Origin of the sequence: Marinobacter sp. M5B, assembly GCF_042604615.1 — a bacterium.
Classification (GTDB): Bacteria; Pseudomonadota; Gammaproteobacteria; order Pseudomonadales; family Oleiphilaceae; genus Marinobacter; species Marinobacter salarius.
In genome coordinates this window covers 1529090-1553370 of the sequence record NZ_CP156894.1, presented here as the reverse complement: position 1 = coordinate 1553370, position 24281 = coordinate 1529090, and the positions used below count along the sequence as shown (strand labels likewise).

General features: G+C 58.4%; 26 protein-coding genes. 14 read left to right on the top strand and 12 right to left on the bottom strand.

Features of this window, described 5'->3' with window-relative positions; all coding sequences use genetic code 11:
- Positions 1 to 5 precede the first annotated feature (5 nt).
- Complete coding sequence (locus tag AAGD24_RS07050; RefSeq protein WP_379866966.1) at positions 6 to 1088, bottom strand: efflux RND transporter periplasmic adaptor subunit; 1083 nt, start codon at positions 1086 to 1088, stop codon at positions 6 to 8.
- A gap of 325 nt (positions 1089 to 1413) precedes the next feature.
- On the opposite strand from AAGD24_RS07050, the gene ilvG reads away from it, so the two are divergent.
- Positions 1414 to 3111: an acetolactate synthase 2 catalytic subunit gene (gene ilvG, locus AAGD24_RS07045; RefSeq protein ID WP_199448719.1), complete on the top strand. Its 1698-nt coding sequence runs from the start codon at positions 1414 to 1416 to the stop codon at positions 3109 to 3111.
- The gene (locus AAGD24_RS07040) at positions 3108 to 3386 is read left to right on the top strand and encodes an ACT domain-containing protein (RefSeq protein ID WP_199448720.1); all 279 of its coding nucleotides are present in this window, start codon (positions 3108 to 3110) and stop codon (positions 3384 to 3386) included. Before ilvG ends, AAGD24_RS07040 begins: the two co-directional genes overlap by 4 nt.
- A 338-nt stretch (positions 3387 to 3724) precedes the next feature.
- On the opposite strand, the gene AAGD24_RS07035 is transcribed toward AAGD24_RS07040, so the two are convergent.
- The 3 genes from AAGD24_RS07035 to AAGD24_RS07025 form a co-directional block, all read right to left on the bottom strand.
- The gene (locus AAGD24_RS07035) at positions 3725 to 4753 is read right to left on the bottom strand and encodes a proline racemase family protein (protein WP_379866964.1); all 1029 of its coding nucleotides are present in this window, start codon (positions 4751 to 4753) and stop codon (positions 3725 to 3727) included.
- Positions 4753 to 5901, bottom strand: coding sequence for an alcohol dehydrogenase catalytic domain-containing protein (locus AAGD24_RS07030; protein WP_379866962.1), 1149 nt, complete (start codon positions 5899 to 5901; stop codon positions 4753 to 4755). The genes AAGD24_RS07035 and AAGD24_RS07030 overlap by 1 nt, the downstream gene beginning before the upstream one ends.
- Positions 5902 to 5981: 80 nt before the next feature.
- Positions 5982 to 7055: an AI-2E family transporter gene (locus tag AAGD24_RS07025; RefSeq protein WP_091641654.1), complete on the bottom strand. Its 1074-nt coding sequence runs from the start codon at positions 7053 to 7055 to the stop codon at positions 5982 to 5984.
- Positions 7056 to 7243: 188 nt separating this feature from the next.
- Between AAGD24_RS07025 and AAGD24_RS07020 the strand changes: the two genes are divergently transcribed.
- Positions 7244 to 7672, top strand: coding sequence for an SRPBCC family protein (locus AAGD24_RS07020; protein WP_075195858.1), 429 nt, complete (start codon positions 7244 to 7246; stop codon positions 7670 to 7672).
- A 52-nt stretch (positions 7673 to 7724) separates the two neighbouring features.
- On the opposite strand, the gene AAGD24_RS07015 is transcribed toward AAGD24_RS07020, so the two are convergent.
- Positions 7725 to 8147 carry a tetratricopeptide repeat protein gene (locus AAGD24_RS07015; protein WP_036204511.1) on the bottom strand — a complete coding sequence of 141 codons (423 nt, stop codon included), beginning with the start codon at positions 8145 to 8147 and terminating at the stop codon, positions 7725 to 7727.
- Positions 8148 to 8347: 200 nt separating this feature from the next.
- Between AAGD24_RS07015 and AAGD24_RS07010 the strand changes: the two genes are divergently transcribed.
- Positions 8348 to 9070: a YebC/PmpR family DNA-binding transcriptional regulator gene (locus AAGD24_RS07010; protein ID WP_036204509.1), complete on the top strand. Its 723-nt coding sequence runs from the start codon at positions 8348 to 8350 to the stop codon at positions 9068 to 9070.
- 13 nt (positions 9071 to 9083) lie between these two features.
- A complete protein-coding gene (locus AAGD24_RS07005) occupies positions 9084 to 9812 on the top strand; it encodes a glutamine amidotransferase (RefSeq protein WP_379866960.1) in 729 nt (242 codons plus the stop codon).
- On the opposite strand, the gene AAGD24_RS07000 is transcribed toward AAGD24_RS07005, so the two are convergent.
- The 3 genes from AAGD24_RS07000 to AAGD24_RS06990 are packed head-to-tail and all read right to left on the bottom strand — an operon-like array spanning position 9809 to position 12575.
- Positions 9809 to 10159, bottom strand: a complete 351-nt coding sequence (locus AAGD24_RS07000) for an FHA domain-containing protein (protein ID WP_091641659.1) — start codon at positions 10157 to 10159, stop codon at positions 9809 to 9811. The genes AAGD24_RS07005 and AAGD24_RS07000 overlap by 4 nt on opposite strands.
- 14 nt (positions 10160 to 10173) lie before the next feature.
- Positions 10174 to 10917: a PP2C family serine/threonine-protein phosphatase gene (locus AAGD24_RS06995; RefSeq protein ID WP_286811316.1), complete on the bottom strand. Its 744-nt coding sequence runs from the start codon at positions 10915 to 10917 to the stop codon at positions 10174 to 10176.
- Positions 10917 to 12575: a protein kinase gene (locus AAGD24_RS06990; protein ID WP_379866958.1), complete on the bottom strand. Its 1659-nt coding sequence runs from the start codon at positions 12573 to 12575 to the stop codon at positions 10917 to 10919. Before AAGD24_RS06990 ends, AAGD24_RS06995 begins: the two co-directional genes overlap by 1 nt.
- Before the next feature lie 216 nt (positions 12576 to 12791).
- On the opposite strand from AAGD24_RS06990, the gene AAGD24_RS06985 reads away from it, so the two are divergent.
- From AAGD24_RS06985 to AAGD24_RS06975, 3 genes are all read left to right on the top strand, one after another.
- Positions 12792 to 14234 (top strand): phospholipase D-like domain-containing protein, encoded by a 1443-nt coding sequence (locus tag AAGD24_RS06985; RefSeq protein WP_305936973.1) that lies wholly within the window; start codon positions 12792 to 12794, stop codon positions 14232 to 14234.
- A 142-nt stretch (positions 14235 to 14376) separates the two neighbouring features.
- Complete coding sequence (locus AAGD24_RS06980; protein ID WP_350035802.1) at positions 14377 to 14778, top strand: PA2779 family protein; 402 nt, start codon at positions 14377 to 14379, stop codon at positions 14776 to 14778.
- Positions 14779 to 14790: 12 nt separating this feature from the next.
- The gene (locus AAGD24_RS06975; protein WP_379866956.1) at positions 14791 to 15783 is read left to right on the top strand and encodes a PA2778 family cysteine peptidase; all 993 of its coding nucleotides are present in this window, start codon (positions 14791 to 14793) and stop codon (positions 15781 to 15783) included.
- Here the strand turns inward: AAGD24_RS06975 and AAGD24_RS06970 are convergent.
- Complete coding sequence (locus AAGD24_RS06970; protein WP_041335864.1) at positions 15777 to 16454, bottom strand: class I SAM-dependent methyltransferase; 678 nt, start codon at positions 16452 to 16454, stop codon at positions 15777 to 15779. The two genes, AAGD24_RS06975 and AAGD24_RS06970, sit on opposite strands and share 7 nt — an antisense overlap.
- 137 nt (positions 16455 to 16591) lie before the next feature.
- On the opposite strand from AAGD24_RS06970, the gene AAGD24_RS06965 reads away from it, so the two are divergent.
- The 3 genes from AAGD24_RS06965 to AAGD24_RS06955 all read left to right on the top strand — a co-directional run bounded on the left by AAGD24_RS06965 (position 16592) and on the right by AAGD24_RS06955 (position 20651).
- Positions 16592 to 17626: an AraC family transcriptional regulator gene (locus tag AAGD24_RS06965; protein ID WP_174447640.1), complete on the top strand. Its 1035-nt coding sequence runs from the start codon at positions 16592 to 16594 to the stop codon at positions 17624 to 17626.
- A gap of 289 nt (positions 17627 to 17915) precedes the next feature.
- Positions 17916 to 19727: a choice-of-anchor D domain-containing protein gene (locus tag AAGD24_RS06960; protein ID WP_041335862.1), complete on the top strand. Its 1812-nt coding sequence runs from the start codon at positions 17916 to 17918 to the stop codon at positions 19725 to 19727.
- Positions 19728 to 19826: 99 nt separating this feature from the next.
- Positions 19827 to 20651, top strand: coding sequence for a DUF6160 family protein (locus AAGD24_RS06955; protein ID WP_379866954.1), 825 nt, complete (start codon positions 19827 to 19829; stop codon positions 20649 to 20651).
- Positions 20652 to 20708: 57 nt separating this feature from the next.
- Here the strand turns inward: AAGD24_RS06955 and AAGD24_RS06950 are convergent, their stop codons facing one another.
- Together AAGD24_RS06950 and AAGD24_RS06945 are read right to left on the bottom strand one after the other, a co-directional pair.
- Positions 20709 to 21026 (bottom strand): DUF2007 domain-containing protein, encoded by a 318-nt coding sequence (locus AAGD24_RS06950; protein ID WP_036204490.1) that lies wholly within the window; start codon positions 21024 to 21026, stop codon positions 20709 to 20711.
- Positions 21027 to 21103: 77 nt separating this feature from the next.
- Positions 21104 to 21481 (bottom strand): thiol-disulfide oxidoreductase DCC family protein, encoded by a 378-nt coding sequence (locus AAGD24_RS06945; protein ID WP_036204488.1) that lies wholly within the window; start codon positions 21479 to 21481, stop codon positions 21104 to 21106.
- A 107-nt stretch (positions 21482 to 21588) separates the two neighbouring features.
- On the opposite strand from AAGD24_RS06945, the gene AAGD24_RS06940 reads away from it, so the two are divergent.
- The 3 genes from AAGD24_RS06940 (at position 21589) to AAGD24_RS06930 (ending at position 23624) form a co-directional block, all read left to right on the top strand.
- Positions 21589 to 22815: an RNA polymerase sigma factor gene (locus tag AAGD24_RS06940; protein ID WP_036204485.1), complete on the top strand. Its 1227-nt coding sequence runs from the start codon at positions 21589 to 21591 to the stop codon at positions 22813 to 22815.
- Between the two features lie 79 nt (positions 22816 to 22894).
- Positions 22895 to 23254, top strand: coding sequence for a YciI family protein (locus tag AAGD24_RS06935; RefSeq protein WP_007151921.1), 360 nt, complete (start codon positions 22895 to 22897; stop codon positions 23252 to 23254).
- 16 nt (positions 23255 to 23270) lie between these two features.
- Positions 23271 to 23624, top strand: coding sequence for a DUF1428 domain-containing protein (locus AAGD24_RS06930; protein ID WP_036204482.1), 354 nt, complete (start codon positions 23271 to 23273; stop codon positions 23622 to 23624).
- A 1-nt stretch (position 23625) separates the two neighbouring features.
- Here AAGD24_RS06930 and AAGD24_RS06925 read toward each other — a convergent pair whose 3' ends face one another.
- Positions 23626 to 24258 (bottom strand): MBL fold metallo-hydrolase, encoded by a 633-nt coding sequence (locus AAGD24_RS06925; RefSeq protein ID WP_041335856.1) that lies wholly within the window; start codon positions 24256 to 24258, stop codon positions 23626 to 23628.
- Positions 24259 to 24281: the final 23 nt, after the last annotated feature.

Genomic DNA, 24281 nt, shown 5'->3' with positions numbered 1-24281 from the left:
ATCGGTTAGCCCCGGTCCGAATCACGATCAACCGGGCGTACCTGCTGCCCGATGGATACAAAACCCGCGCCCCGGGTAATCAACCGGATTTCATCCGGCAGGCCAGTGACCCAGGCGCCATCCGTGGTGACGTTCAGGAGTTTGACCGTGGTAAACACCACTTCGTTATTGTCGCCCACATAGCGAACACCGGGCCGGCCATCATCCCCAAGACTGAGATAGGCCGGCGAAATGAACATCGCCTCCACTTCCGGCAGCGCAATGCGCAGCGTGGCACTACCGCCGGCAACCCGCTTACGTTCCGGGTTGTCTATGGCCACCTCCACCGGGAAACTACGGGTGTCCGGGTCTGCGGCACTGGCCACGAAATTCACCACGCCTTCCAGGCTGTCACCATCCAACGTGCGAATGGTTACGGCCTGCCCTTCTTCGACGGCGCTCACTGACTGCTGCGGGATTTGCCCCGTCGCTTTCAGCTGATCAACGCGTACCAGCTCCAACAGTGGTGACCCGACCTGGACCAGATCACCAAGGTCGACATCCCGTCGATTCACCGTTCCATCAAAAGGCGCTCGTGGCTCCAGGTTGTCAACAGCAAGACGTGCCTGAGTGAGCTCAGCTCTCGCCGCAGACAGATCACTTTGCAGGGTCAACACTTCGGATTCGGAGGTGAGATTCCGGGATCGGAGCTTCTGGGCAGCCGATAAATCGGCTTCCAATTTGCGAATGCGGGACTGCCATTGTTCTACCGAGGTACGTCGCCCATCCTCGGACAGTCGAAGCAGGACATCCCCCGCCTCAACCTGGTCACCCTGCTCCACCATCAGCTCTTCTACCGTGCCGGCTACCCGAGCGCCCACTGATACGGTTCGCCAGGGCTCCAACTGCCCCTGCAGCATTAACCCGGGCTCGTAAAGCCTTGTCCTAAGCACATCCACCTGAACGGAGGGCGCGCTATCCGACTCCTCAAGTGTGTCCTCTGGCGCCTCGTCCCGCGCTTCCTTGACGTCACCAGTTGCCATCCATACCACCAAGAAGGCCAGTACCAGAAAGGACAATCCGATAGATCCCAGTTTTGCTTTGGTCATTGATCGCTCGCAGTTACATTCGGGTGATGTCGGTTTACAGTCCAGGCAGTCGTTTTAGAAACTGTCAGAAAACGGTTGCATCCGGTTGTTTTCGTGGGGTAGATTCTACACATAAACTTCTCACAGATTCAGAGCAGATACTGATTTTATGAATCTCAACGCAGTGGTTGTCCTTGTGAAGCTAGTCCTGGTGGTCGTGGTACCGTCCGGGGGCTTCTGCGTGGACAAGCGGGTGAGATAGAAACAGACTCGACAAACACACGAAAGCCCCCGGCACCGAAAGGTCCCGGGGGCTTTTTTTTGCACCAGAAAAAGGAAAACGACCATGAACGGCGCACAGCACATTCTTGACGCGTTCCAACGTCATAACATCAGCACGGTTTTCGGATACCCGGGCGGCTGCATCATGCCGCTATACGACGCGCTGGTGGACGATGTGGGCGTAGAGCATGTGCTGTGCCGCCACGAACAGGCTTGCGCCCTGGCCGCCGACGGCTACGCCCGCGCCAGCGGCAAGCTGGGCGTATGTATTGCCACCTCAGGCCCCGGCGCCACCAACCTGATCACCGGCGTTGCCAACGCTCACCGGGACTCCATCCCCATGCTGGTCATCACCGGCCAGGTGCCCTCGGGATTGATCGGTACCGACGCCTTCCAGGAAACTGACGTATTGGGCATGACGCTGGGCATCGTTAAACACAGCTATCTGGTTGACGACGCGGACAGCCTGCCCGCGATCATGGAAGAGGCCATGGAACTGGCTCAAAGTGGGCGGCCGGGACCGGTGTGGATTGATATCCCCAAGGACCTGCTGCTGGCTGATGTCAGCGATGCTCCCTTCCCCCGGTCCGAGCCACGGGAGATCAGCTTCCCAGACCTGGCCGAAGCGCTCACGATGCTGCGGGCGGCCCGCAAACCCATACTCTACAGCGGTGGTGGCATCAGCCTGGCACACGCTGAAGATCGCTTTCGCACGTTTGCTGAATCCGCCGCTCTGCCAGCGGTGGTAACGCTCAAAGGTATCGGCAACCCGGGAAAACACAACCCTTACAACCTGGGCATGCTGGGCATGCACGGCTCCCGGGCGGCCAATAAAGCCGTGGATGAATGCGACCTGTTGCTGGTTATCGGTGCCCGCCTGGATGACCGCGCCACCGGCAGCCTGGATGGCTTCGCCCCCAATGCAAAGATGATTCACATTGACGCCGACGCCGCCGAGATCAACAAACTGCGCCCGACCGAGCTGGCTATTCGGGGGGACCTGAATGACATTCTCGAAACACTGACCAACGCCTTACAGGACAAGCCGCTGGACATCGGCGACTGGCGGAAACAGTGCCGAACCTGGTACACCACCGGCGGCTTCCACGCCGCCGACAACGAAGAACCCCTGGCGCCGATCACCGGCCCGGCCTTTGTTCGCCAGCTCTCCCGAATTGCCCCGGACGATACCGTCATCGCCTGTGACGTTGGCCAGCACCAGATGTGGGTAGCCCAGCACTACGACTTCGACCACCCGCGCCACCATCTCACCAGTGGCGGCCTGGGCACCATGGGCTTTGGCCTGCCCGCTGCCATCGGTGCCCAGTTTGCCAACCGCAATAGTACGGTGATCAACGTGACGGGCGATGGCTCGTTCATGATGAACGCCCAGGAACTGGCCACCATCCGCCGCTATAACCTGCCTGTAAAACTGATCGTCATGGACAACCAGTGCCTGGGCATGGTGCGCCAGCAACAGGAACTGTTCTACGGCAATCGTGAAAGCCAGATCAACCTGGACGACAACCCGGACTTCGTCGCCATGGCCCGTGCCTTCGACATCCCGGCATTACACATCAGCCGTACTGACCAGATCCGCCGTGGCATCGAAACCATCCTGGCCTACAACGGCCCGATGCTGCTGCATGTGGCCATCAGCCGTGACGATAACGTCTGGCCCATCGTCAAACCCGGCGCCAGCAACCGCGAAATGATCGACGAAACCCGACGCACCAACAACAAAAAGGAACACGTTGCATGAAACCGCAAAGCCAGTCCTCAACACCGAGCTATAAAATCAGTTGCCGCATGTCGCAGGAAGCGGCTGGCCTGGAGCGCCTTTGCCAGGTGGTCCGTATTCGCGGTTTCCGGATTGCAACAATGGCGGTGGAGTCCGCCGGGGAGCACCTCAATATCACCCTGACCCTGGAGGGAACCCGACCGATTGCCATGCTCCAGTCGCAACTGGAGAAGTTGCATACGGTCGCTGAAGTTGCCCTTGGTCAGGTTTCGGTGGTTCGGGCTCAGACTGCATGAAGTTTGGGAGTTGCCTGCCTTCTGTAGCCTGCCGATTTTGGGGCGGGCTTGCGGGGTGGCATCTGTATTTTTCTTGAAAAAGAACTCGCTTCGCTCAGACATCTTTTTCTGGCGAAAGATCCAGATACCACCCCGCGCCGAGCTGACCACGGAGGGTTCGCGAAGCGCGAAGAGAGGAAAAGCGACTGGAAAGGTTGACCTGGATATTCCTGAGCTGCACGTCGATAGGGGGTTGGGGTTATTTTTTCTGGCAAGGAAAAAGATGTCTGAGCGAAGCGAGTTCTTTTTCCAGAAGAAAAAATACCCCCACCCCCCGTATCCGCCCGCAAAACCTCAGGCTACAAAAGAATGTGAGTAAGCCCCCCACAGTCCACCATCGGATCATCGCAGTTCACGATGATATCCGCCCGGTTAAGAACGTAGCTCTTGCCGGTGATGGTATTCTCGACCACCTGGTGCTTCCCTTCCTGGCGCACGCCTGTGAACTCACCGATAAACCCGGTTTCACGCAGGGAGACGGTTTCCAGGCGGTCGCCCGGGCTGATTTTGCCCTCGTAGTTCATTAACGCAAGCCGTGCTGAAGTACCCGTGCCGGTGGTGCTGCGACAGATGACTCCAGGGTGCACATAAGTGGCCGAACGGGTGCGATACGAATGATCCGACAATTGTTCAACCGGCCCCATGAAATGGAGAAAGGGTAAGGGCCCGACATCACCCAGCGTGTAGTGGGAGAAACCACGCTCAGCCTGGATAGCCTCTACTATATGATAGGCGCATTCGCTGAGTTTGCGTTCTTCATCCAGGGTCAGGGAAAACCCAAGGCTCGTTGCATCTACCAGGGCATAGAAACCACCACTGTAGGCCACGCTGTAGGATACGTCGCCGATCGAGGGCACGTGGATGCTGGCCTGGTAGGTGTCAATGTAACTGGGCAGCCCGCCGCAGGTAATGGCTTCTACAACACCGTCCCGAACAAGGGCGTCAATGTGGACCAGGCCCGCTGGCGCTTCCAGGGCGAAACTCTGCCACCCTTCCCGCTTGGCGACAATGCCACTCTCCAGAACGGCCGTGGCGGTACAGATGGTGTTGGAACCGGAGTAAATCGGATATCCCATCACTTCCATGATGATATAACCGGCGACTGCCTCGGGGTCCGTGGGCGGCACCAGCAGGTCCACGGACATTTCCGGGATGCCGTAGGGCTCTTCCAGTAGTAGAGTGCGAAGGCCATCTGCCTTGTCCCGCAGGTATTCCATCTGGGCGCGCACGGTGTCCCCCGGAAGCGGGCAGATCCCGCCAGTTACTATCCGGCTGACATCTCCGCCGGCGTGGGTGTCCATCAGTTGCAGTTTGAGTTCGGGACGCATTAGGACTTCTCCAGGGCAAACGGGGCGCCATGCTCGGCCCATTGGGCATCCGGGACGATCACGATTTTGCCCAGGTAGTTGCTGTTGCGATTGACGAAGTAGCGTTCAGCTTCGTGCAACTCTGACAGTCTGAAAGCGGCGTGCAGCACCGGCTTCAGTTGGCCGCTGCGAATCCAGGCCACCAGTTGTTCGGCTTCCTCCCGGGTGCCGTGTGACACGCCGAACACCTGCACCTGATACAGGTAAATCCGTGTCCACATGATTTCACTGACGTTTCCGGCGCTGGCGCCAGCGATGCTGAGCCTTGGGTAATCATTGCGGCTGTTCATGTCGAAGATCATGGTGTCGATAAACTGATCGGTCATCTCGCCACCGGCCAGGTCCATCACGGCGTCTATCGGCCGCCCCCCAGTGACGGACCGCACCTGATCCGTGAAGTTGTCCATGTCGGAACGGTCCAGCACGGCTTCGGCGCCCAGCTTGAACAGAGGGTCGGCCTTGTCACGCTGGCTCAGCGCATAGGGAATCGCCCCCATGATGCGGCAAAGCTGGATAAGGGCCGTACCGACGCCACCACTGGCACCGGTCACAAGGATGTGCTCGCCCGCTTTTACCCGTGCTGATGTGAGCATGTGCAAGGCGGTCTGGTAGGAGCACATGCCCATGGCGGCAAGTTCGGCATCGGCCAGATCGGCATTCTCGACATGGTGAAACTGGTCGGAAGGCACAGCAATATATTCCGCGAACCCACCATCGGCGCCGTGGCCGTAGTAGTCCGGGGTCAGGTTGATATCCCGGCGGTCGTCGGCGTAGAGGTTGAAGTCCAGCAGGCCTCGTTGGCCGATCCGCGTATCCTCAACACCCTGCCCCACGGCGACGATACGCCCAACAACGTCCGCGCCTTGAACTCTTGGGAACGTCAGCGTGGCTGAGCCTCCCATCTGGAAGGAGGTTACGTCGCCTTTATCCTTGGTGGGGTATAGACCCTCCCGGGCTTTGCGGTCGGTGTTGTTCTTCGCGGTGGCGGTGACCTGGACTAGCACCTCTCCCGCACCAGGGGTGGGGATGGGCACGTCTTCGGTGTATTCCAGTTTCTCGACGCCACCGTGGCCGGTGAGCAGCATGGCTTTCATGGTCTTCTGGATCATGGGCGTTCTGCTCCTGCTTTGCTGGATATCAGGTCAGGATAGGCCAGATTCATACCAGTGTCAGGGCCCCCTGACAGCTTTTACCGCGCAATAACCTTGTAGATCGGCCGCAGTTTCGGGATCTGTTTGAGGACCACCTGGATGATGGTCATCAGAGGCACCGCCAGCAGCACACCCACCGGCCCCCACAACCAGCCCCAGAAGAAGATGGATACGAAGATAACCACGGGATTGATGGCCATGCGAAAACCGTGGATCCAGGGTTCGATGAAAAAACCGACGGTGGAGGTAAGTGCCAGGTAGCCGAGCGGGGCGATGGCCATTATCCAGAGTGTGTCGAGGCTGGTGGCAGACACAACCGCAAGCAGGATGATGGTCAGGATAACGCCCAGATAAGGGATGAATCTGGCCAAGCCGGCAACGAGCCCCCAAACGGCTGGGTCCGGAAGCCCCACTGCCCAGCAGATGAGCCCGGTGGTGATGCCAACCAGCAGGTTGCTGAGGCTGAGTACCGCCAGATACTGGGCGATCTGCTGCTGGGAATCGCGGGCAATCTGGAGCACATTGCGACGTTGTCGTCTCGGGAGTTGCCGCACAAAGTTGAGGATGATGCGGTCACCGCCCACCAACAGGAAATAGGTCAGGGCCAGCGCAAGTGCGAGGCCGGCCGCACCGTTACGGGCCTTGGTCAATAGCTGGTTGCGCCACGAGTCGGTTTTAAGCACGACAGTGTTGGTTGTGGTCTTCTCGTCCTTGGACAGTTCGTCCATGGACTCCTCCACTTTCTTTGCCGATTCGTTGACCTTGTCAATCTGGCTTTTAATGCCGCTCTCCCCCATGAGCAGTCGTGAGATCCCCTGTGGCGCCTGCTGCGCCCACTCCAGGGCAGGCGTCGCGACGGCGGCCCCAACACCCGCCAGACCAGCGATCACCACGATGATCAACACCAATGAGCTGAGCACCCTTGGGATCCCGGCTTTGTCATAGGCTTTTTTGACAAGGGGAAACAACAGCAGGCTGGTCAGGACCGCCAGGACAATTGGCAGGACAATCTGGTGGGCGACGTAGAGGGTATAGAGTATCCCGAGCGCAAAGAGGCCATTCAGTGGTGTCGCGAGTTCAGAGCGTGCGGGTTGTTCGTTATCGTTGTTCATGCGGGTCCATGCACCTTGTCGGGCTGTGTTGGGGGTATGATACCTGAGGCACCACGAGGCTCAGTGTACCTGTCGCTCGGCTGCCATTCAGCCCTTTTGGGCCAACGCCCGGTCATTGCCAGCACGTCACTTTTGTTGTAACACATAACCGGATACCCTGTTGGAAACTGTCTCTGAAGAGTTCATACATGGCGAACTACAAGATTGAAATTGACGAAACCTTTGATGTGCCGCGCAACCGTGTGTTTGCACTGTTTGCGGATCATGAGCGCTTCGGGAAGCTGTTGGGAGCACCAGTGAAGCGCATTCGCGACAGCGACCAGGCCGACCCCAACGGCCTTGGGTCCATCCGCAAGATCGGCATCGGCCCCATCGGCCTTGAAGAGACCGTCATTACCTTCGAGCCGGGGTTGCTTATTGAGTACACCATTTCCAGCATGAGCCCCATCCGCAACCATATCGGTCGCATCCGCTTCGACGATGCCGCCAATGGCAGGACTCGCGTCCAGTACACCATTTCCTTTGACGACATCGTGCCGTTCACCGGCAAACTGGTCAGCTCCGCTCTTGATCAGGGGATCCGTAAGGGCATCCGCAGGGTGCCCAAGTTGGCGTAAGCAACTGAAGAACTCGTTGCTGGGCGGGGGTATTGTGGCAGGTTGATAATGATCAATCTTCGGTTGCGGCACGCTCCCGCCAGTGGCGGGCCAGTTGCGGATCTGCCCTGGTACCAATGCCCGCTTCATAGGCCTTTGCCACTTCGGACATGCTCAGCTTGTCGCCAGCCTCCGCTGCCCTCAGATACCACTCGAAAGCCTTCGAATCGCTCTGTGCCGTGCCTTGCCCGGCTGCGTGCATATTGCCCAGGTTATACATACCCTGCCGACTCCCCGCTTCGGCAAGCGCCTGGTAACGTTCGAACGCCAGATCGTACTGGCCCATCTTGTAGACGGCATAGGCCTCCAGGACCTGGATCATCTCCCGAGCCACGCCCATCTGCTGATCCGGCTCGGCACTGTTTGCCACTGTCGGAGCTCCGGTGAACAGCAGCAAACTCACGGCTGCAATGAGCGATGTTCGAACGGACCTCATGGCAATCTCCGCGTTCGGTGATAATGGCGATGTTCCGACCGTAACACGAACACATTCTGCGGTACCTGACCGGAAAGTTCTGAAACCCTGGCACTTTGGTACCATGGAAGAGCCGTCGACAACCTCGATAAATAAGGCTGTCACCGGCCTGTGTAGTCGAGTAAAATCCGCACTTTTGAAAATGAAATTGAGGCAGCGTAATGGGCAGAGCCTATCAAAACCGCAAAGACTCCATGGCCAAAACGGCCGCCGCCAAAACCAAGGTCTACAGTAAGTACGGCCGCGAAATCTATGTGTGCGCCAAGTCCGGCGGCCCGGACCCGGATGCAAACCTCAGCCTGCGTGGCCTGATCGACCGTGCCAAGAAAGATCAGGTGCCCGCGCACGTCATTGAGAAGGCCATCGAGAAAGCCCGGGGTGGCGCTGGTGAGGATTTCTCCCCTGCTCGCTATGAAGGATTCGGCCCCGGCAACTGCATGGCCATCGTGGATTGCCTGACCGACAACCCCAACCGTACCTTCGGCGACGTACGCCTGGCGTTTACCAAGACCAAGTGCAAGATCGGCACCCAGGGCAGCGTCAGCCATATGTTCGATCACTGCGCCATTCTCGGCTTCAAGGGCGACGACGAGGAAGCGGCTCTGGAAGCACTGATGATGGCGGATGTGGATGTCACTGACATTGAGCACGAAGAGGGTATGATTACTGTGTTCGCGCCCCACACCGAATACGCCAAGGCGCGACAGGCACTGCAGGAAGCGTTTGAAGGCCTGGAGTTTGACGTAGACGAGATCCAGTTCCTGCCCCAGACCACCACCACTGTCGAAGGCGACGACATTGAGCTGTTCGAGAAGTTTATGGACATGCTGAACGACCTCGATGACGTCCAGAATGTTTACCACAACGCAGTCATCGCAGACTGACGGGAGCAACACCTTGGCCAGGGTCGTCATACTCAAAACAGGTAATACCTACCCGTCCCTTCTGGAGTCGTTCGGGGATTTCGATAACTGGTTTTTGGCCGGGCTGGATCCGGAGCTCGACCTTCACGTAGTCGATGTTACGGTTGACGACCTACCGGGCAAACCCGGGAATTGGGACGGGATCGTGGTGACGGGATCACCGGCCATGGTCAGCGACCGGGCGCCCTGGAGTGAGTGCACTGCCGCGTGGCTGGCTGAGGCAGTGACGGAAGAGGTGCCAGTTCTGGGGGTCTGCTATGGCCATCAGCTGCTGGCCCACGCTCTGGGTGGTGAAGCAGGTTATCATCCACAAGGCCGGGAAACCGGCACCCATCAGGTAGAGTTGCTGGACGCTGCGATGGATGACCCTCTGTTTAAGGGGTTGCCCCAAACATTTCCGGCGCAATTGACGCATCGGCAATCCGTACTCAGGTTGCCGGAGAATGCCGTTCTCCTGGGCCGAAACGAGTTCGAACCGCACCAGGCCTTTCGTGTGGGCCGCTGCGCCTGGGGTATCCAGTTCCACCCGGAATTCTCAGCAGAGGTGATGCGGGCCTACCTCAAGGTGCAGGCACCCGATCTGGAAAAGGAAGGGCTCGATGCCAAGGCTCTGATTGAGAATGTGATCGACGCGCCCAACGCCACGTCCCTGCTCGGTCGGTTCTCCCGACTCGTGCTCAACGGCCTGCCAACGGACCACTAATCCAGTATGTAGGCGGTTTTCTCCAGCGCATTTTCATCTTCGTCAATGAAGCGGAATTCGTTCCAGCCAATGCGAACCAGGTCGTTACTGTTCAGGCGCTGGCGTCGGTCAATCCGCAGTTCATTCACAAACGTTCCGTTGGTGCTGTTCTGGTCGGTGATGTAATAGTCCACCGTGCCTTCCAGATAGGCATTGGGCACCGCCTCGATCAACGCATGATGGCCGCTGACTGAAATCTCGTCGATGCGGATATCGTTATCGCCACGCCTGCCGACATGAATCTCCGGCTGATCCAGCTCAAAAGTGGTCACCACAACGTTGTCCACCAGTTGGGAAAGTGACGCCATACAGGCCTCCTCCATTAATTAAGAATCAACAGTACAACGGACACATTGTCGGCCGCCTCGTTATCCAGGCTCGCATCCACCAGCGCCCGGACTTTATCGTCGGGTGTTTCGCACACAGACATCAGCGACAGCCATTGGTCCTCTGGCAAGGCCCCCGTCAGGCCATCGGAACAGAGCAACAGGGAGTCTCCAGCTGCCATCCGCACGCGGCGGAAGCTGGCAATGGCCGCTGAGGCGCCAAGCGCCCGTGTCAGCACATTACGGAAAGGCACATGGGGCACGTCATCAGGGCGGATGCTGCCGTCATCCAGCATGTTCTGTACCACGGTGTCATCCCGGGTCTGGCATGCCAGTTCGCGCCCTTGAACGAGATAGCAGCGGGAATCCCCCAGGTGGGCAATGTGAGCCTCACCGTCAATCACCCAGGCCATGACCAGCGTGGTCCCCATTTTGGCCAGGTCCGCATCGGCAGCCCTTCGATCAGCAATTCGCTCACTGGCCAGGTTGATCGCAAACTGTATGGCATCGTCCGGCTCCTCCGGCACCCCCTCATCCGGCGACAACCAGGGCACCAGCACTTCCATCACCGTGTCTACGGCAATGCGGCTGGCCACTTCTCCGCCGTGGTAACCGCCCATGCCATCGGCAACCACCAGCAGCACCTGCTGGTTATCCTCGCTGACCCGCCAGTCAATAGCGTCCTGGTTGGCTGTACGCAACGCCCCTACATCCGTTATGCCAGCCACCTGGGGATTCATCACGATGCTTCCTCCCTTGCCTCACGGCTCGCCTGTCTTCGCAACGCTTCCGCCATGGTGGCGGCACTCAGGAAGCGCTTGTCAGGCTCCCGTTGTATGGCTTTATTAATCAGACGGACAACACCGTTGGGGAGTTCCGGGTTGAACTCGCGGACACTCCGTGGGCGCTTGTTCAGAATCTGGTAGGTCAGGTTGGCCAGGGTATCACCCTGATAGGGTGTTTCCCCGCACACCAGTTTGTACAGCGTGATTCCCAGGCTGTAGGTATCGGTGGCGCCAGTCACTTTCTGGCCCTTGAGCTGCTCAGGGGACATATACAGTGGGCTGCCCATGACACTGCCGGTGCGAGTCCGGGAGTCGTCGGAGATCTTGGCTATGCCAAAATCGGTAATCTTGATCTCACCGTTGTCCGGGTTGAAGATGATGTTACCCGGTTTGATATCGCGATGAATGATCTTCTGGCGATGCGCGTAATCGAGGGCATCCGCCACCCGGGCGACGATATCCAGCACCTTCGCCAACGGCAGTAACCGCCCCGGCTTGCCAAATTCACTAAGCGGCCTGCCCTTGGCATAATCCATGGCGATAAACGCAAGGTCGGCCTCTTCCCCGACATCATACACGGTGACAATTGCCGGATGGCTGAGGCGGCCCGCCGCCTCGGCTTCCCGAAAGAAGCGTGATTTCAGGTCCCGCAGCTCGTTGTCCTCAAACGCCTGGTAACTGAGCGTCTTGATAGCCACGGTACGGGCAATCTTGGGGTCCTTGCCGAGATAGACCACGCCCATGGCGCCCCGCCCTATCTCGCGCTCGATCTCGTAGCGGCCCAGGGTGGGCCGGCTGACACTTTGCTCGGGCATGACCAGGGTTCGGGTACTGTCAAAGCCACCGGGAGAAACAACGGTTGCCTCGGTGGTCAGGCTCCCGAGTGCCGCCAGGCGTTTTTCCACGTCCCGATACTTTCGCTTCTGCTGAAGAATCTGCTGGTAGGTGGCTGACGCGCGGTCATACTGCCGCTTGCGCTCCTGCTGAATGGCGATGTCGTATTGCAATGCCAAGGTATCTTCGGTGGGCGGGCATTCAGCCAGCACCTCCAGCGCCTCTTCGGGCTGTCCCTGTTGCAGCAGCAGACGACCAAGCCGCGTGCGGGCTACGCGGACATTCTCCGACAAGGCGACGATATCCCGCCTCGGTTGCAGCCAGAACAGCATGATGACATAGCCGACCATCAGCAGGGTCACCACTTCACCCAATGGCAGCCAGGCGCTCTGATAGAACATGAACGCTGCTTGCAGAACCACCAGTGCCCCGGCAATCAGTAACAGCACCGGCAGCGCGACCGCTCCACCCATTCTGGGAACTGCAAGTACCAGGATGAGTGTCGACATCATCAACCCGGCACGAATCGCCAGCGCCGACCACTCTGGCTCGACGAGCCCCCGGGCCTGCAGCGCTATTGCGAAGGCGTCCGGTGTCATATCCACACCCCGAACAGCATCCCCAATACCCTCAGGGTTGCCAAGAGCGCTGAACAGCACCCGATCCAACCAGCCCAGCAGTGGCAGCGCGTCACCCACAAACACACAAGCCAACGCCAGCACAACAATGAGCAGGCGCAGACTGAACAGACGGGAACCAATAAAAGCCAGTGAATTCACAGGAATCGTTATCGTAAATGATTGATCCAGCAAGTTTAGAAAGTGAACGCCGGCAGCGATAGTTCCAGAAGAACGTTTTTTGTAAGTGTTTGTTTACCTGTGACCACGATCACGTCGCGACCATTATTAACCCAGGATGACAAGGGTGTAAGGACGGCACAGGTTCCGGTGCAGTATAGTTTCGTCTTTGGACCTTTTCCGTCAGGAAGTACGACGATGACAGTGAAGTTACTGATCGGCCTGGTTATTCTGACCATCACAACAACTGGTTTTTACCACACATTGAAGCCCCTGCCACCGGGGATAGGTTACGAGGGCACAGTCCATCCTCTGACGAATGCCAGGCTTCTCACCGACAGGACCCTGCATTTCGGCAACGAGGAACCGCGGCTGGACCAGGAAATTTTCGACGAGGCCCTCAACATGATTTCGGCGGCTCGCCGTTTTGTTCTGGTGGATATGTTCCTCTTCAACGGCACCCGCGAGGAAGGCAGCCGTCAGCGGCCATTGGCAAGGGAGTTGACTGACGCCCTGCTCAAGCAACGCAAGGCGAATCCGGATGTGCGTATTGTCGTTATTTCCGATCCCATAAACACCGTATACGGTGGTACGGTCTCGCCCTACTTCCAGCAATTAAGGCAAGCAGGCATTCCGGTAATAGAAACCAGGTTGGAGCGCCTTCGTGACAGCAACCCCACCTGGTCCGGCCTGTGGCGCTTCTGTTGTCAGTGGATGGGCAACTCCGCGACCGGGGGCTGGCTACCAAACGCACTCGGTGAGCAACCGGTCACCCTGCGCAGTTACCTGGCACTCCCCAACTTCAAGGCCAACCACCGCAAAGTCCTGATCACCGACAACGCAGAGGGCTTTAACGCCCTGGTGACCTCCGCCAACCCCCACGATGGCAGTAGCCGGCACAGCAACATCGGCCTGCGATTCGGAGGGCCAGCCGTGGCCGATTTGCTGCTCAGTGAGCGTGCCGTTCTGGCGATGTCCGGTGCAGACACCGAGGTGGTGGACGAAATGATCAGCAGCCTGCCGCAAGCCGCAGCCGGCATCGCTTCGGTCGATACCATCCAGGTCGTCACAGAATCGGCCATACGGACAACCGCGAGAGACATCATTGGCACCGCAAAGGCAGGCGACAGGCTGGATCTGGCCATGTTCTACCTGTCGCACCGAACGTTACTGGAAGAATTGAAAGAAGCCCACGAACGCGGTGTCGAAGTGCGGATACTGTTAGACGCCAACAACGATGCTTTTGGCATGGAAAAAAGCGGCATACCCAACCGGCAGTCGGCCATGGAGCTTAATGGCGCCGGCATTACCGTACGTTGGTGCAACACCGAAGGTGAGCAGTGCCACAGTAAATTACTGATCAGGCGCGACAGCCACGGCAACGCTCAACTGCTGCTCGGCTCGGCCAACTTCACCCGCCGCAACCTTGACGACCTGAACCTTGAAACCAGCGTACTCGTGCGCTCCAACGTGCACTCAGAGATCGTGCGCAAAGCGGCCGGCTTCTTCGATGAGCAATGGAACCACGGCCCGGGCGAAACACCGGTAATGAGCCTGCCTTACAATGCCTGGGCCGATGAATCCCGGATACGGTATTGGCAATACAGGCTGATGGAGGCAACGGGACTGTCCACATTTTAAGTTTCCGTCACCATTAGGAACCTGGGACGCCGAAAACGCGTGCTACTATTAGGTCAGCTTGAATGTCGGATGTAGCCGTCGGCTACATCGCAGGCAGCAACCGGAAAGACCGCTTCTTGAACGAAAATAACAGGAGAGTGTAATGCAAACCCTGAGAAACCATCTGCGGTACGTATCGTTTGTCATGGCCATCATGATGGCTTTCGGCTCCGTTTGGGCATCGTCCGCCTCGGCGGGCATGGTTGGAACCGGTGAACTGCTGACCGAGCAACGCACGGATCTGGACCGCCAGTCACTGCTCAACATGCTTGAGCAGGATGAGGTTAAAGAGAAACTGGCGGAAATGGGCGTTAGTCAGGAGCAGGTTGAACAGCGCATACAGAACCTGACGCCGGAGGAGTTGTCGTCGTTTGAGCAACAACTGGCGGAGGCTCCCGTTGGCGAGGGCGTTGTCGGGATCATCGTTCTGTTCCTGCTGGTGTTCATCATCACCGATATGCTGTGCGCCACCAATATCTTCCCGTTCATCAACTGTATCCGGTAGCGCAATAGCTCCGTGATCCGTCCTACCCAGTTGCACCTGCTGCGAATCGTTGTCAGTCTCTTACTGGCAACGATTCTGGCGGGCTGCGCCAGCCGCCCCCAATGGCCCGATACCCCTGCCCTGAACACGGCCGGTGTTGACCAGCGGAAAGTGCTGGACCATGTTCCCTTCCACGCTCAGGAACTGTACCAGTGCGGCCCGGCATCCCTGGCCATGATGCTCAACAGCCAGGGCCTGAACACCAACCCCGCCGTACTGAAGGAGTTGGTGTACCTGCCTGCCCGCCAGGGCAGCCTGAAAGTTGAAATGGTGTCCGCCGCCCGATCCCATGGCTTACTGGTCTACCCGCTGGACGGTTCGCTCAAGAGCCTGTTGGAGGAGATAGCCTCTGGCCACCCGGTGCTGGTGATGCAGAATCTGCGATTCGATTGGTGGCCACAATGGCATTTTGCCGTGGCGATTGGTTACGACGCCAGCGACCGCTCCATCATCCTTCACACCGGCACCCAGGAGCGGCACGAGCAGGCACTGGAAGTGTTCATGGCCACATGGGACCGCGCAGACAACTGGGCCACGGTCATCCTGCCGCCCGACCGACTACCTGCAACGGCGCAGCCCCTGCTTTATCTGACATCCGCCAACGACCTGGAAACCACTGGCAGGACCATCGCTGCCACTGAGGCCTATCGAACGGCCGAGCAGGCCTGGCCAGACCAACCGGCTGCCATCATGGGGCAGGGAAACATTGCCTGGCAACAGGGCCAGGTGGACCTGGCCGCGCAACATTTCCTGAGACTGACCGCCAAATTCCCGAACCTGGCCGCAGGCTGGAACAACCTGGCCCACGCACTGGCCACCCAAGGCTGTGCCACGGCATCAAGAACCGCAGCGAGCTGTGCCAGCGCCATCGATCCAGAGCGTTTCGACGGCAATGTCCAGAACGACAGCGACAGACCCCGTCCCGTCGAGTGCCCTGCACTGGACTGCCCTACCCCGATTCACTGAATCTTCTGGAACAGCGCGACATCCTTGGCCGGAACCTCCAGGCGCCACCCATACCTCCGGGCCAACCAGGCCATGGTGAACTCCCGATAAAACACAACGTGGGTTGGGTCCCGCCGGTAATGCCAGTTGGCAAATAACTGGTCGTCTGTCTGGAAGCAGGTCATCACACCCAACCAGCCACCCGGTTTCAGCAGCCTGTCCAGCCGACGGAACGTATCCGCCGGGCGGTGAAGGTGTTCCACCACCTCCGTGCAGGATACGAAATCATACTGGCGGTCCAGAACAGACGTTTCCGGATGAAAGAAGGGATCATAGAGCGACATGTCCATGCCCGCTTCCCGCAGTATCCCGGCCAGCGCCGGGCCGGGGCCACAGCCAAAGTCCAGGCCGCGTGCACCCGCTTCCAGCCTTTCGAGTAACGGCCTGGTCATCTTCGAAAGAAAGCGGCGATAGCCCTCATCTTCCGGATGATTGTCGTGAAGGTTGTAGATATCCGTTTCCCGGCGCTCGTCCAGCCAGCAAGACGAGTCCATGACTGTGGCCTCACAGGTTTCACAACGATAATACGGTATGCCTTTGATGGTCTGGAACGGCACCAGTGAGCGTGTTTCACACACCGGACAGGGCACTTTCAATGGGAGATCTCCTGCAAAATCTAACGAATGTTTCATTGTCATTTCCGGCCATCACACCAGAACCGTGACCGGTGAGCAAAATCGACCCGAGCAACCCTGCCTATACTAGGCCAAGACAGAGTAAACAACTGTGCGCTGAACGCGACAGTTCCAGTTCAATAAGGCTACCTCTCATGGAACGAACGGTGGAAACGTCCAGCCCGATGGCGCTCGAAGTGCCGCTGATCTCGGCACGCTACGCCCGACAGTTTATTCGGTTTATGGAGCGCAAGGGCGTTCGGCGCCACGCCATCCTTGGAGATACCGACATTTCCAGCGACATGCTGGACGATCCCGATGCGAGTCTTTCCATGGGGCAGGTCCGGCAACTGCTAGGCAAGGCGGAGTGGCTGATGGGCGACGAGAGGGCGGCCTTCCAGTTCGGCCAGCAACTGGACCTCCCGGCCCACGGATTACTTGGCTTCGCCGTGCTCGGCCAGGAAAACCCCCGGCGACTGATCAGCATGATTGTACAGTACTTGCGCGTGGGCCTGCCGCTGATGGACATGGACCTCAGTTCAACTGGATCCACTTTCAGGATACAACTGATCGACAATTGGGGCCTTGGCGACTTACGCCCCTGCCTCACCAAAATCTATATGGGCAGCATCCATCGAATTTCATCCCAGGTGTGCAATCACTTCTGTTTTGAGTTCGATTTCGACTCGTCCCTGGAACCCGAGCAGTGGCGCAGCATTGCTGCCGACTGCGAATTTCGCTTCAACGCTCCGGCGAGCCAGGTCACCATGCCTTTGTCCGGCCGACCTGTTCGCAACGACGATACCGGCCTGGAATTCATCCTGGCCAACGCCCGCTCACGAGAGCGGGAACCATCAGAACAGGCCGATGAAACCGTCATGCAGGTGCGGGAGATGATCATGAGCCAACCGGGCCGCCCCTGCACCATGGACAATCTTGCACGTCGGCTCGACATGAGTCCCCGCACCCTGCGACAGCACCTGTCGACCGCAGGCACCTCATTCAGAGTGCTCAGAAACGAGATACGTCAGAACTTTGCCACTCTGTACCTCACCGATACAGTCATCCCACTCGATTCCATTGCTGAGAAGCTGGGGTTCAGCGACCAGGCCGGTTTTACCAAAGCCTACCGCTCCTGGACAGGCCAGACGCCCGGTGATGTCCGCCGGCAGGCCCGCGACCGTAAATAGCTCTCATCCTCAAAGTGCTCTCGCTCCTGATAGCCCGCACTGAATGATTTTCGGGATTTGAAGGGCGTCACGAAATTGGAATTTCCCCGGCTCTCTCTCCGCTTTGAACAAAAACCTTGCCGGCCTTAGCAATGACCCGAACCGCTCGGCGACGGCCTAATGGCACTGCGTGGAGATAGTAACCTCCGCGCAGTCATAAAGGGACACATTGCAAGACCGATACAGCAGTCCTCATCGGTGATTTCTGCATACCCACACAACAAAGATTGAAACCCTAGAGGACGAACTCATGAAACTCAGGAATCCCAACAAAAGCGTCCGCACGCTCGGTACTGCGATAGCAGCCGCGGCGCTTATGACCGGTGGTGGCAATGCCTTGGCCGAACCGGTGTCACTGGAACTGGAATTCACCTGCCCGTTCCCGTTGATTGGCGAACAGCCCATTCGAGCGCAAATCAGTGCCGATGTACCCACCCAGGCAACCGTGGGGCAACCCACACCAGAGTTCACGGTGGATGCCCTGACAACGGTGAATGAAGATTCCAGGCTGGGCCTCAAGCTGGTGGGTTCCGCCACCATTGAAGGCACCGCCACCAATGAAACCATTGTTGTCACGCCGAGCCGTGAGATTGACCTGACGGTACCGCTGACCATTCCCCAGTCGCCCATTCCCGATGAAACCGGCGAATTTACCGTTCCGGCTCAGGGCACTTCCCCGGCCATCACCTTCACCGAGGATGATGTTGGCGAGGCGGTCATCAGCATCGGTGGCCTTACACTCGACATGATCGCCCGTGTTGAGAACGGCGATATTGCGCCTGCGCCCATCGGTGAATTTACCTCCGAGTGTGTTCAGAACGCCGGCCAGGACAACATTCTGCAGACCGTGCAGGTGGTTCCCGACGAGCAGTTTGAACCCCGTATCGCGGTCAGCCCGGAAAACATCGACTTCGGCAACGTGCAGGCCGGCACCACCGCGGAAGAGGTGGTTACCATTTCCAATACCGGCCAGGCAGAACTTGGTATCAACAACATCAGCCTTGGTGGTGCGGACGCAGCAGCGTTCACCCAGACCAACAGCTGTACCACTGTTGCTGCCGGCGAAAGCTGCGACGTCAACGTCACCTACATCCCCGATGGCGAAGGTGACCAGAGCGCTACTCTGAGCATTGAATCCGGCGACGCCGAGAACCCTGTGGTGGACGTACCGCTGACAGGCACCAGCGTGCTCGCGCCCGTTCCGGAAATCAGCGTTACGCCTGCTGACGTCAGCTTTGGCTCGGTGATGCTCGGTGAAACTGCCACCGCACAGGTCACCATTGCCAACGAAGGCAACGCATCGCTGATGATCAACGCCATTGAGATCGCCGGTACCAACAGCAGCGATTTCACCCAGACCAACGACTGCACAACCGTGGCACAGGATGGCAGCTGTACCGTTGAAATCAGCTTCATGCCGTCTGCCGCCGGTGGACGCAGCGCGACGCTCAACATTGCCTCTGACGACCCTGAAACCCCGGACGTCTCCGTGGCCCTGAGTGGTCAGGGTAACGATGGCAGCGACGATGTGCTCGAGGTGCTTCTGGATCTGGAAGGACAGACCGACATCAACGCTTCCGGAAGCTCTCTGCCTCTCTCAGGCAGCATTGCAACGCAACTGGAGCTGGCAACCGGTATGTTCGAAGCAGATCTTGCGCTTGACCCCACCCAGGGACAGTTCAAGATCCCGCTGCTGTTCAAGAGCTTGACTGCCAACGCGAAAGTGACGTTCGAACAGGCTGACATGACTACGGGCACGCTGATAGACGGCAACCTGACGGCCAACTCCTCGCTGTATGTGGAAGTACCGAAGGTAACCGTACGCCTGTTCGGCCTGAAGATTCCGGTAGGTGGTGGCCAGGATTGCCGCACGGCGGATCCGGTCAACATCGAGCTGGCTTCGGTGGAAGGCACCAACTTCTCGCTGTCCGAAGGCGGCGATGTGACTGGCAACTACACACTGCCTCCCCTGCAGAACTGCGGTCCGCTGACCGACGTTCTCAACCAGTTCCTCGCCGGTCCGGACAATGGCATTGATCTGACATTGACCCCGAACCTCTGAGGGAAGTAAGGGAGGCCCCCAGAGGCCTCCCGGTTTGCCGGTAGCCGCACTTTCGGGTGCTGGCAAACCACCATAACAACACCAGGAAGGATGATAACAATGAAAAGCCTGAAGCAATCAGCGTTAGTGTTAGCCATCGCGGGCTTACCCCTGAGCGGGTATGCCGAACTCAAACCACTGCACGACGCCGACATGGGCCAGATTACCGGCCAGGCCGGCGTTACCATTGAACTCGAAACCCAGGTCACCATGGACGAGTTCACCTACACCGATGAAGGCACGCTGGGCATCAGCGACATCTTCATTGGCGGTGCGGATCGCATCGATATGTTCGAGGAATTCACCTCCGGGCGCGATGCCATTTTCGGCACCAGCAGTACGGATCTGATCGACAACATCAAAATTGAACTGGATGTCGCCGACGATGGCGATGCCATTATCAACGTATTCCCCATCACCGCACGGCCCGTGGACTTCGCCATACGCACCGGCGCCTGGGAGCTGCGGGGCAACGGCGGCGAGAGCACGTTGTTGGCGGACAACTTCTCTGCGGAGGGTCTTATACTCCAGGCCCAGGCAACCGTGGATACAGACACGGACACCCTCAACCTGACCACCCGGTTCGCCATCGATGAGCTGGAACTGGATGTGCCCTTCATGGCCGTGGGGATTCGTGACATGCGGATTACCGGCGCTGGTTACGATCCGGACAACCCTTCACTTCTGCCACTGTTCACACTGGTGGATATGGACATCTACAAGGATGCCAATGCGGCGGGTACCGACAGCCTGGCTATCGACATCAACACCTTTGAAGCCGATATGTCCATCGGCCAGGTGCTGGTGGGAGGCACCTCCATTGGTTCGGTGGGATTGGATGATCTTGCTATCCGCAACACCTCCATGCGGGTGTACGGGCACTGACACCCGGCATCGCTCTCCGGGCGCAAGCCCGGGGAGCCCCCAATCTCCGACCGGTCGCTACAACGCGCCAAAGAGCACCACCATCACGACCGCCAGGAACAGCAGAAACCAGGTGGCGTAACGGTTGGCCCGATCCTCTCCATGGGCAGACGCACTCTCCGGGGCATTTGCCGATTCGTATTCAGCGACCAGGGTACGAGCCAGGACGTAATCTTCATCCTCAACATGAACATTGGTAAATCCCGCGGCACCTATCTCGCCCATGGCCCCTTGCAGGTAATGACCGCCAACATGACACTCGATGCCTCTGGACTGCAGGAGGCCGGCGACGATATGGGCTTCGGCCAGATCTCGGGCGCGATACGCTATTTGCATTGGCAGGCTCCGGTCACTTCCAGGAATGTCTTAATTGAACCCTAGCCTGCTTCACGACATTCGTCGATTCTCGCGGGTTATTTTGGCAGTCGACCGGTCCTCTCCAGCCGTTCACCCACCCAGCGGTGATAAAGCTTTGCGAGTGCCGGGCGAATCACCGGTAAGCCAATCAGCCATGCCAGTGGCTTCAGCAACCACACCCGCGACATCAGCAAAATGTAGGCATCCAGTTCCCGATGAATGTTGCCCCGGCCATCTTCAACATGCAGTTCCTGAAGTGCTGCAACCGGGTCAATACCCAGCTGTTTCAACTCTTCGTCACGACCGGTGATATCAACCCACTCGACAGCGTCACCGGTTCGGCCCGCCAGCCGTTCATAAAATTTGCGATCCCTCACACAGCTAGGACAGGCGCCATCATAAAATACCCGAAGCCGATCTTCTGATGCGGTCATAGCCCTCTCCATTTGTTTCATCGCATTCACTTGATTACACGATAAAACAATGATTACTGTTATCAAAACAATCAGAAAATCGCCGCAAGGGACCAGGTGTAGCGACTATGACCATAGCCAGCCGTATCAACGCGCTTTACCAAACCGAGTCACGCCGGGTGCAGGCCACGCTCATTCGCCTGCTTGGCGACTTTGACCTGGCCGAGGAGTCCATGCAGGAGGCCTTCGCCGCTGCGGTGAAACAGTGGCCTGAACAGGGCATTCCTGACAATCCTGCGGCCTGGCTGATCAAAACTGGCCATCGACGCGGCATTGACCACATTCGCCGGCGACAGACCGCCCGGGATAACCTTTCCCGCGTCGCCGAGGACGAGCCCTACACCCCAGAGCCGGACACCGACCACATTGACGACGACCTGCTGCGGCTGATTTTCACCTGTTGCCACCCGAGCCTTGCCATCGAGGCCCAACTGGCGCTGACGTTGCGCGAGATATGCAGCCTTACCACCGAACAGGTCGCCAGCGCCCTGCTGCAGAAACCCACCACCACAGCGCAACGAATTGTCCGCGCCAAGCGCAAGATACGTGAAGCGAATATTCCCTACGAAGTTCCGGAACGAAAGGAGCTCCCTCAGCGCCTGCAGAGCGTCCTGAAGGTCGTCTACCTGATCTTCAACGAGGGTTATTCCTCCAGCGAAGGCAACACCGTCGTCAACATCAGCCTCGCTGGCGAGGCCATTCGCCTGGCCAAACTACTGGCCGAACTGTTGCCGGATGGGGAAGTCTTCGGCCTGTTGGCGCTGTTGCTCCTGCACGATTCACGGCGGCATGCGCGCCAGGACGCGAATGGCGAACTGATAACCCTGGAGGACCAGAACCGTACCCTCTGGGACCAGGAGCAGATTCGCTCCGGACTGGCCTGGCTCGCCCGAGCCCTGGAACTGACACCAGCGGCACCCTATACCCTTCAGGCTTCCATCGCCGCCGCCCACGCCAAGGCCGCCACCGCTTCGGATACCGACTGGGCCCGTATCGCCAGGCTATATCAGGCTCTCTATCAACGTCAGCCATCCCCGGTCATTGCCCTGAACCACGCCGTGGCGGTGGCCATGCGAGACACACCGGAGGAAGGCCTGAAGCTGCTCGACCAGTTGGCCGGCCACAAAGCCATCCAGAGTTACTACCTCTATCACGCCGCACGCGCCGATCTCTTTCGCCGTTCGGGCGACCTCGCAGGCGCCCGCACTGCTTATCAGAGAGCATTGACCCTCACGCAACAGGGGCCGGAACAACGCTACCTGAGCCGACGGCTGACGGCTCTCGACAGCGCGTGATAAAAAATTTTCCCGGGCTGTCGATTCAGCCACCTTCCGTACGACATACAGATAACCACACGCAAAAAGGGAGATTCACATGAAGTACGTGGCTCTGGTGTACTACCAGGAAAGCATCATCAACAACATGACGGAACAGGAGTGGCACGACCTCAACCAGGAGTGTATTGCCGGCGTGGAGAAGCTCACCAGTCAGGGCAAGTTTGTAACCGGCCAACCTCTGCAGCCCATCGACACGGCTACAACGGTGAGAGTCAGGGACGACGAGGTGCTGATCTCAGACGGCCCGTTTGCCGAAACCAAGGAACAACTGGCGGGTTTCTACCTGCTGGATGCCAACGACCTGAACGAGGCTCTGCAACTCGCGAGCCGTATCCCCCCTGCGCGCTTTGGCAGCATTGAAGTCAGGCCCGCGCGCGAACTTCCTCCCAAGGACTGATACCAGGAGATTCAACATGACGTATGTCGACGGATTTGTAGCGGCGGTCCCTACCGCCAACAAAGAGCAATACATCAAACACGCCAGCGATGCGGCCGTGGTGTTCAAGGATCACGGCGCCCTCAAACTGGTGGAGTGCTGGGGTGACGATGTGCCCGACGGCGAGGTCACATCGTTCCCCATGGCGGTGAAGTGCAAGCCCGATGAGACGGTGGTGTTTTCCTGGATACTCTGGCCCTCACGCGAGGCCCGGAACAGGGGCATGCCAAAAGTGATGGAAGACCCCCGTATCCAGGCGGATGTAAATCCCATGCCCTTCGATGGGAAACGCCTCATTTATGGCGGATTTGAAACGGTTGTGGACGAGTAGTCTACCCCAGCCGTTTCAACGCGTTCTCGATGGCCCCCGCCCAGCCATCCGGAGTCTCTTCCCTGAACCCGGACGTGCCAGTATATGCACTGGAGATAACCACGTCCGGTGTCAGGGTACCCAGCAACCTCACGCTGCGAGCCAGCTCTTCCCTGTCGCTGACACCCTTGATGTAACCCGCCTGCCACTCACCGGACTCCGACAGGAACAGGGTATCGCCGGTGAAGAGATAACGCTTCCCACTCGGAGACAACACCTGAAAACAGGTGCTTCCGGGTGTGTGCCCTGGCGTCGGGATCACCTCAATGTTGTTCAGTATGGTTTCACGATGATCAAACAGAACGTCGGGATCGCGGATCTTGGCGAACACCTCCCGCTCTCGGACATGACCGCCAAGAGTGGCACCAAAGCGTTGATGGATCGTCACCAGCGTCTCCCCCAATTCGTCCTGATGACTAAGGAGTTGATGGGCGACACCACCAAGCTCTGCCATTCTATCAATCTCGTGATGATGGCCTGTGTTGTAGAACAATACGTTGCCGTCGTCCCGGGTCAGTAGATAGGCGTGGGTTGTCAGCCCCGGAAACGGGCTTTCAACATCCGTTTCCCACAAATCAGTCTGGATCTGTCTCATCGCTTCCTCCTGTTGTTGTGTCA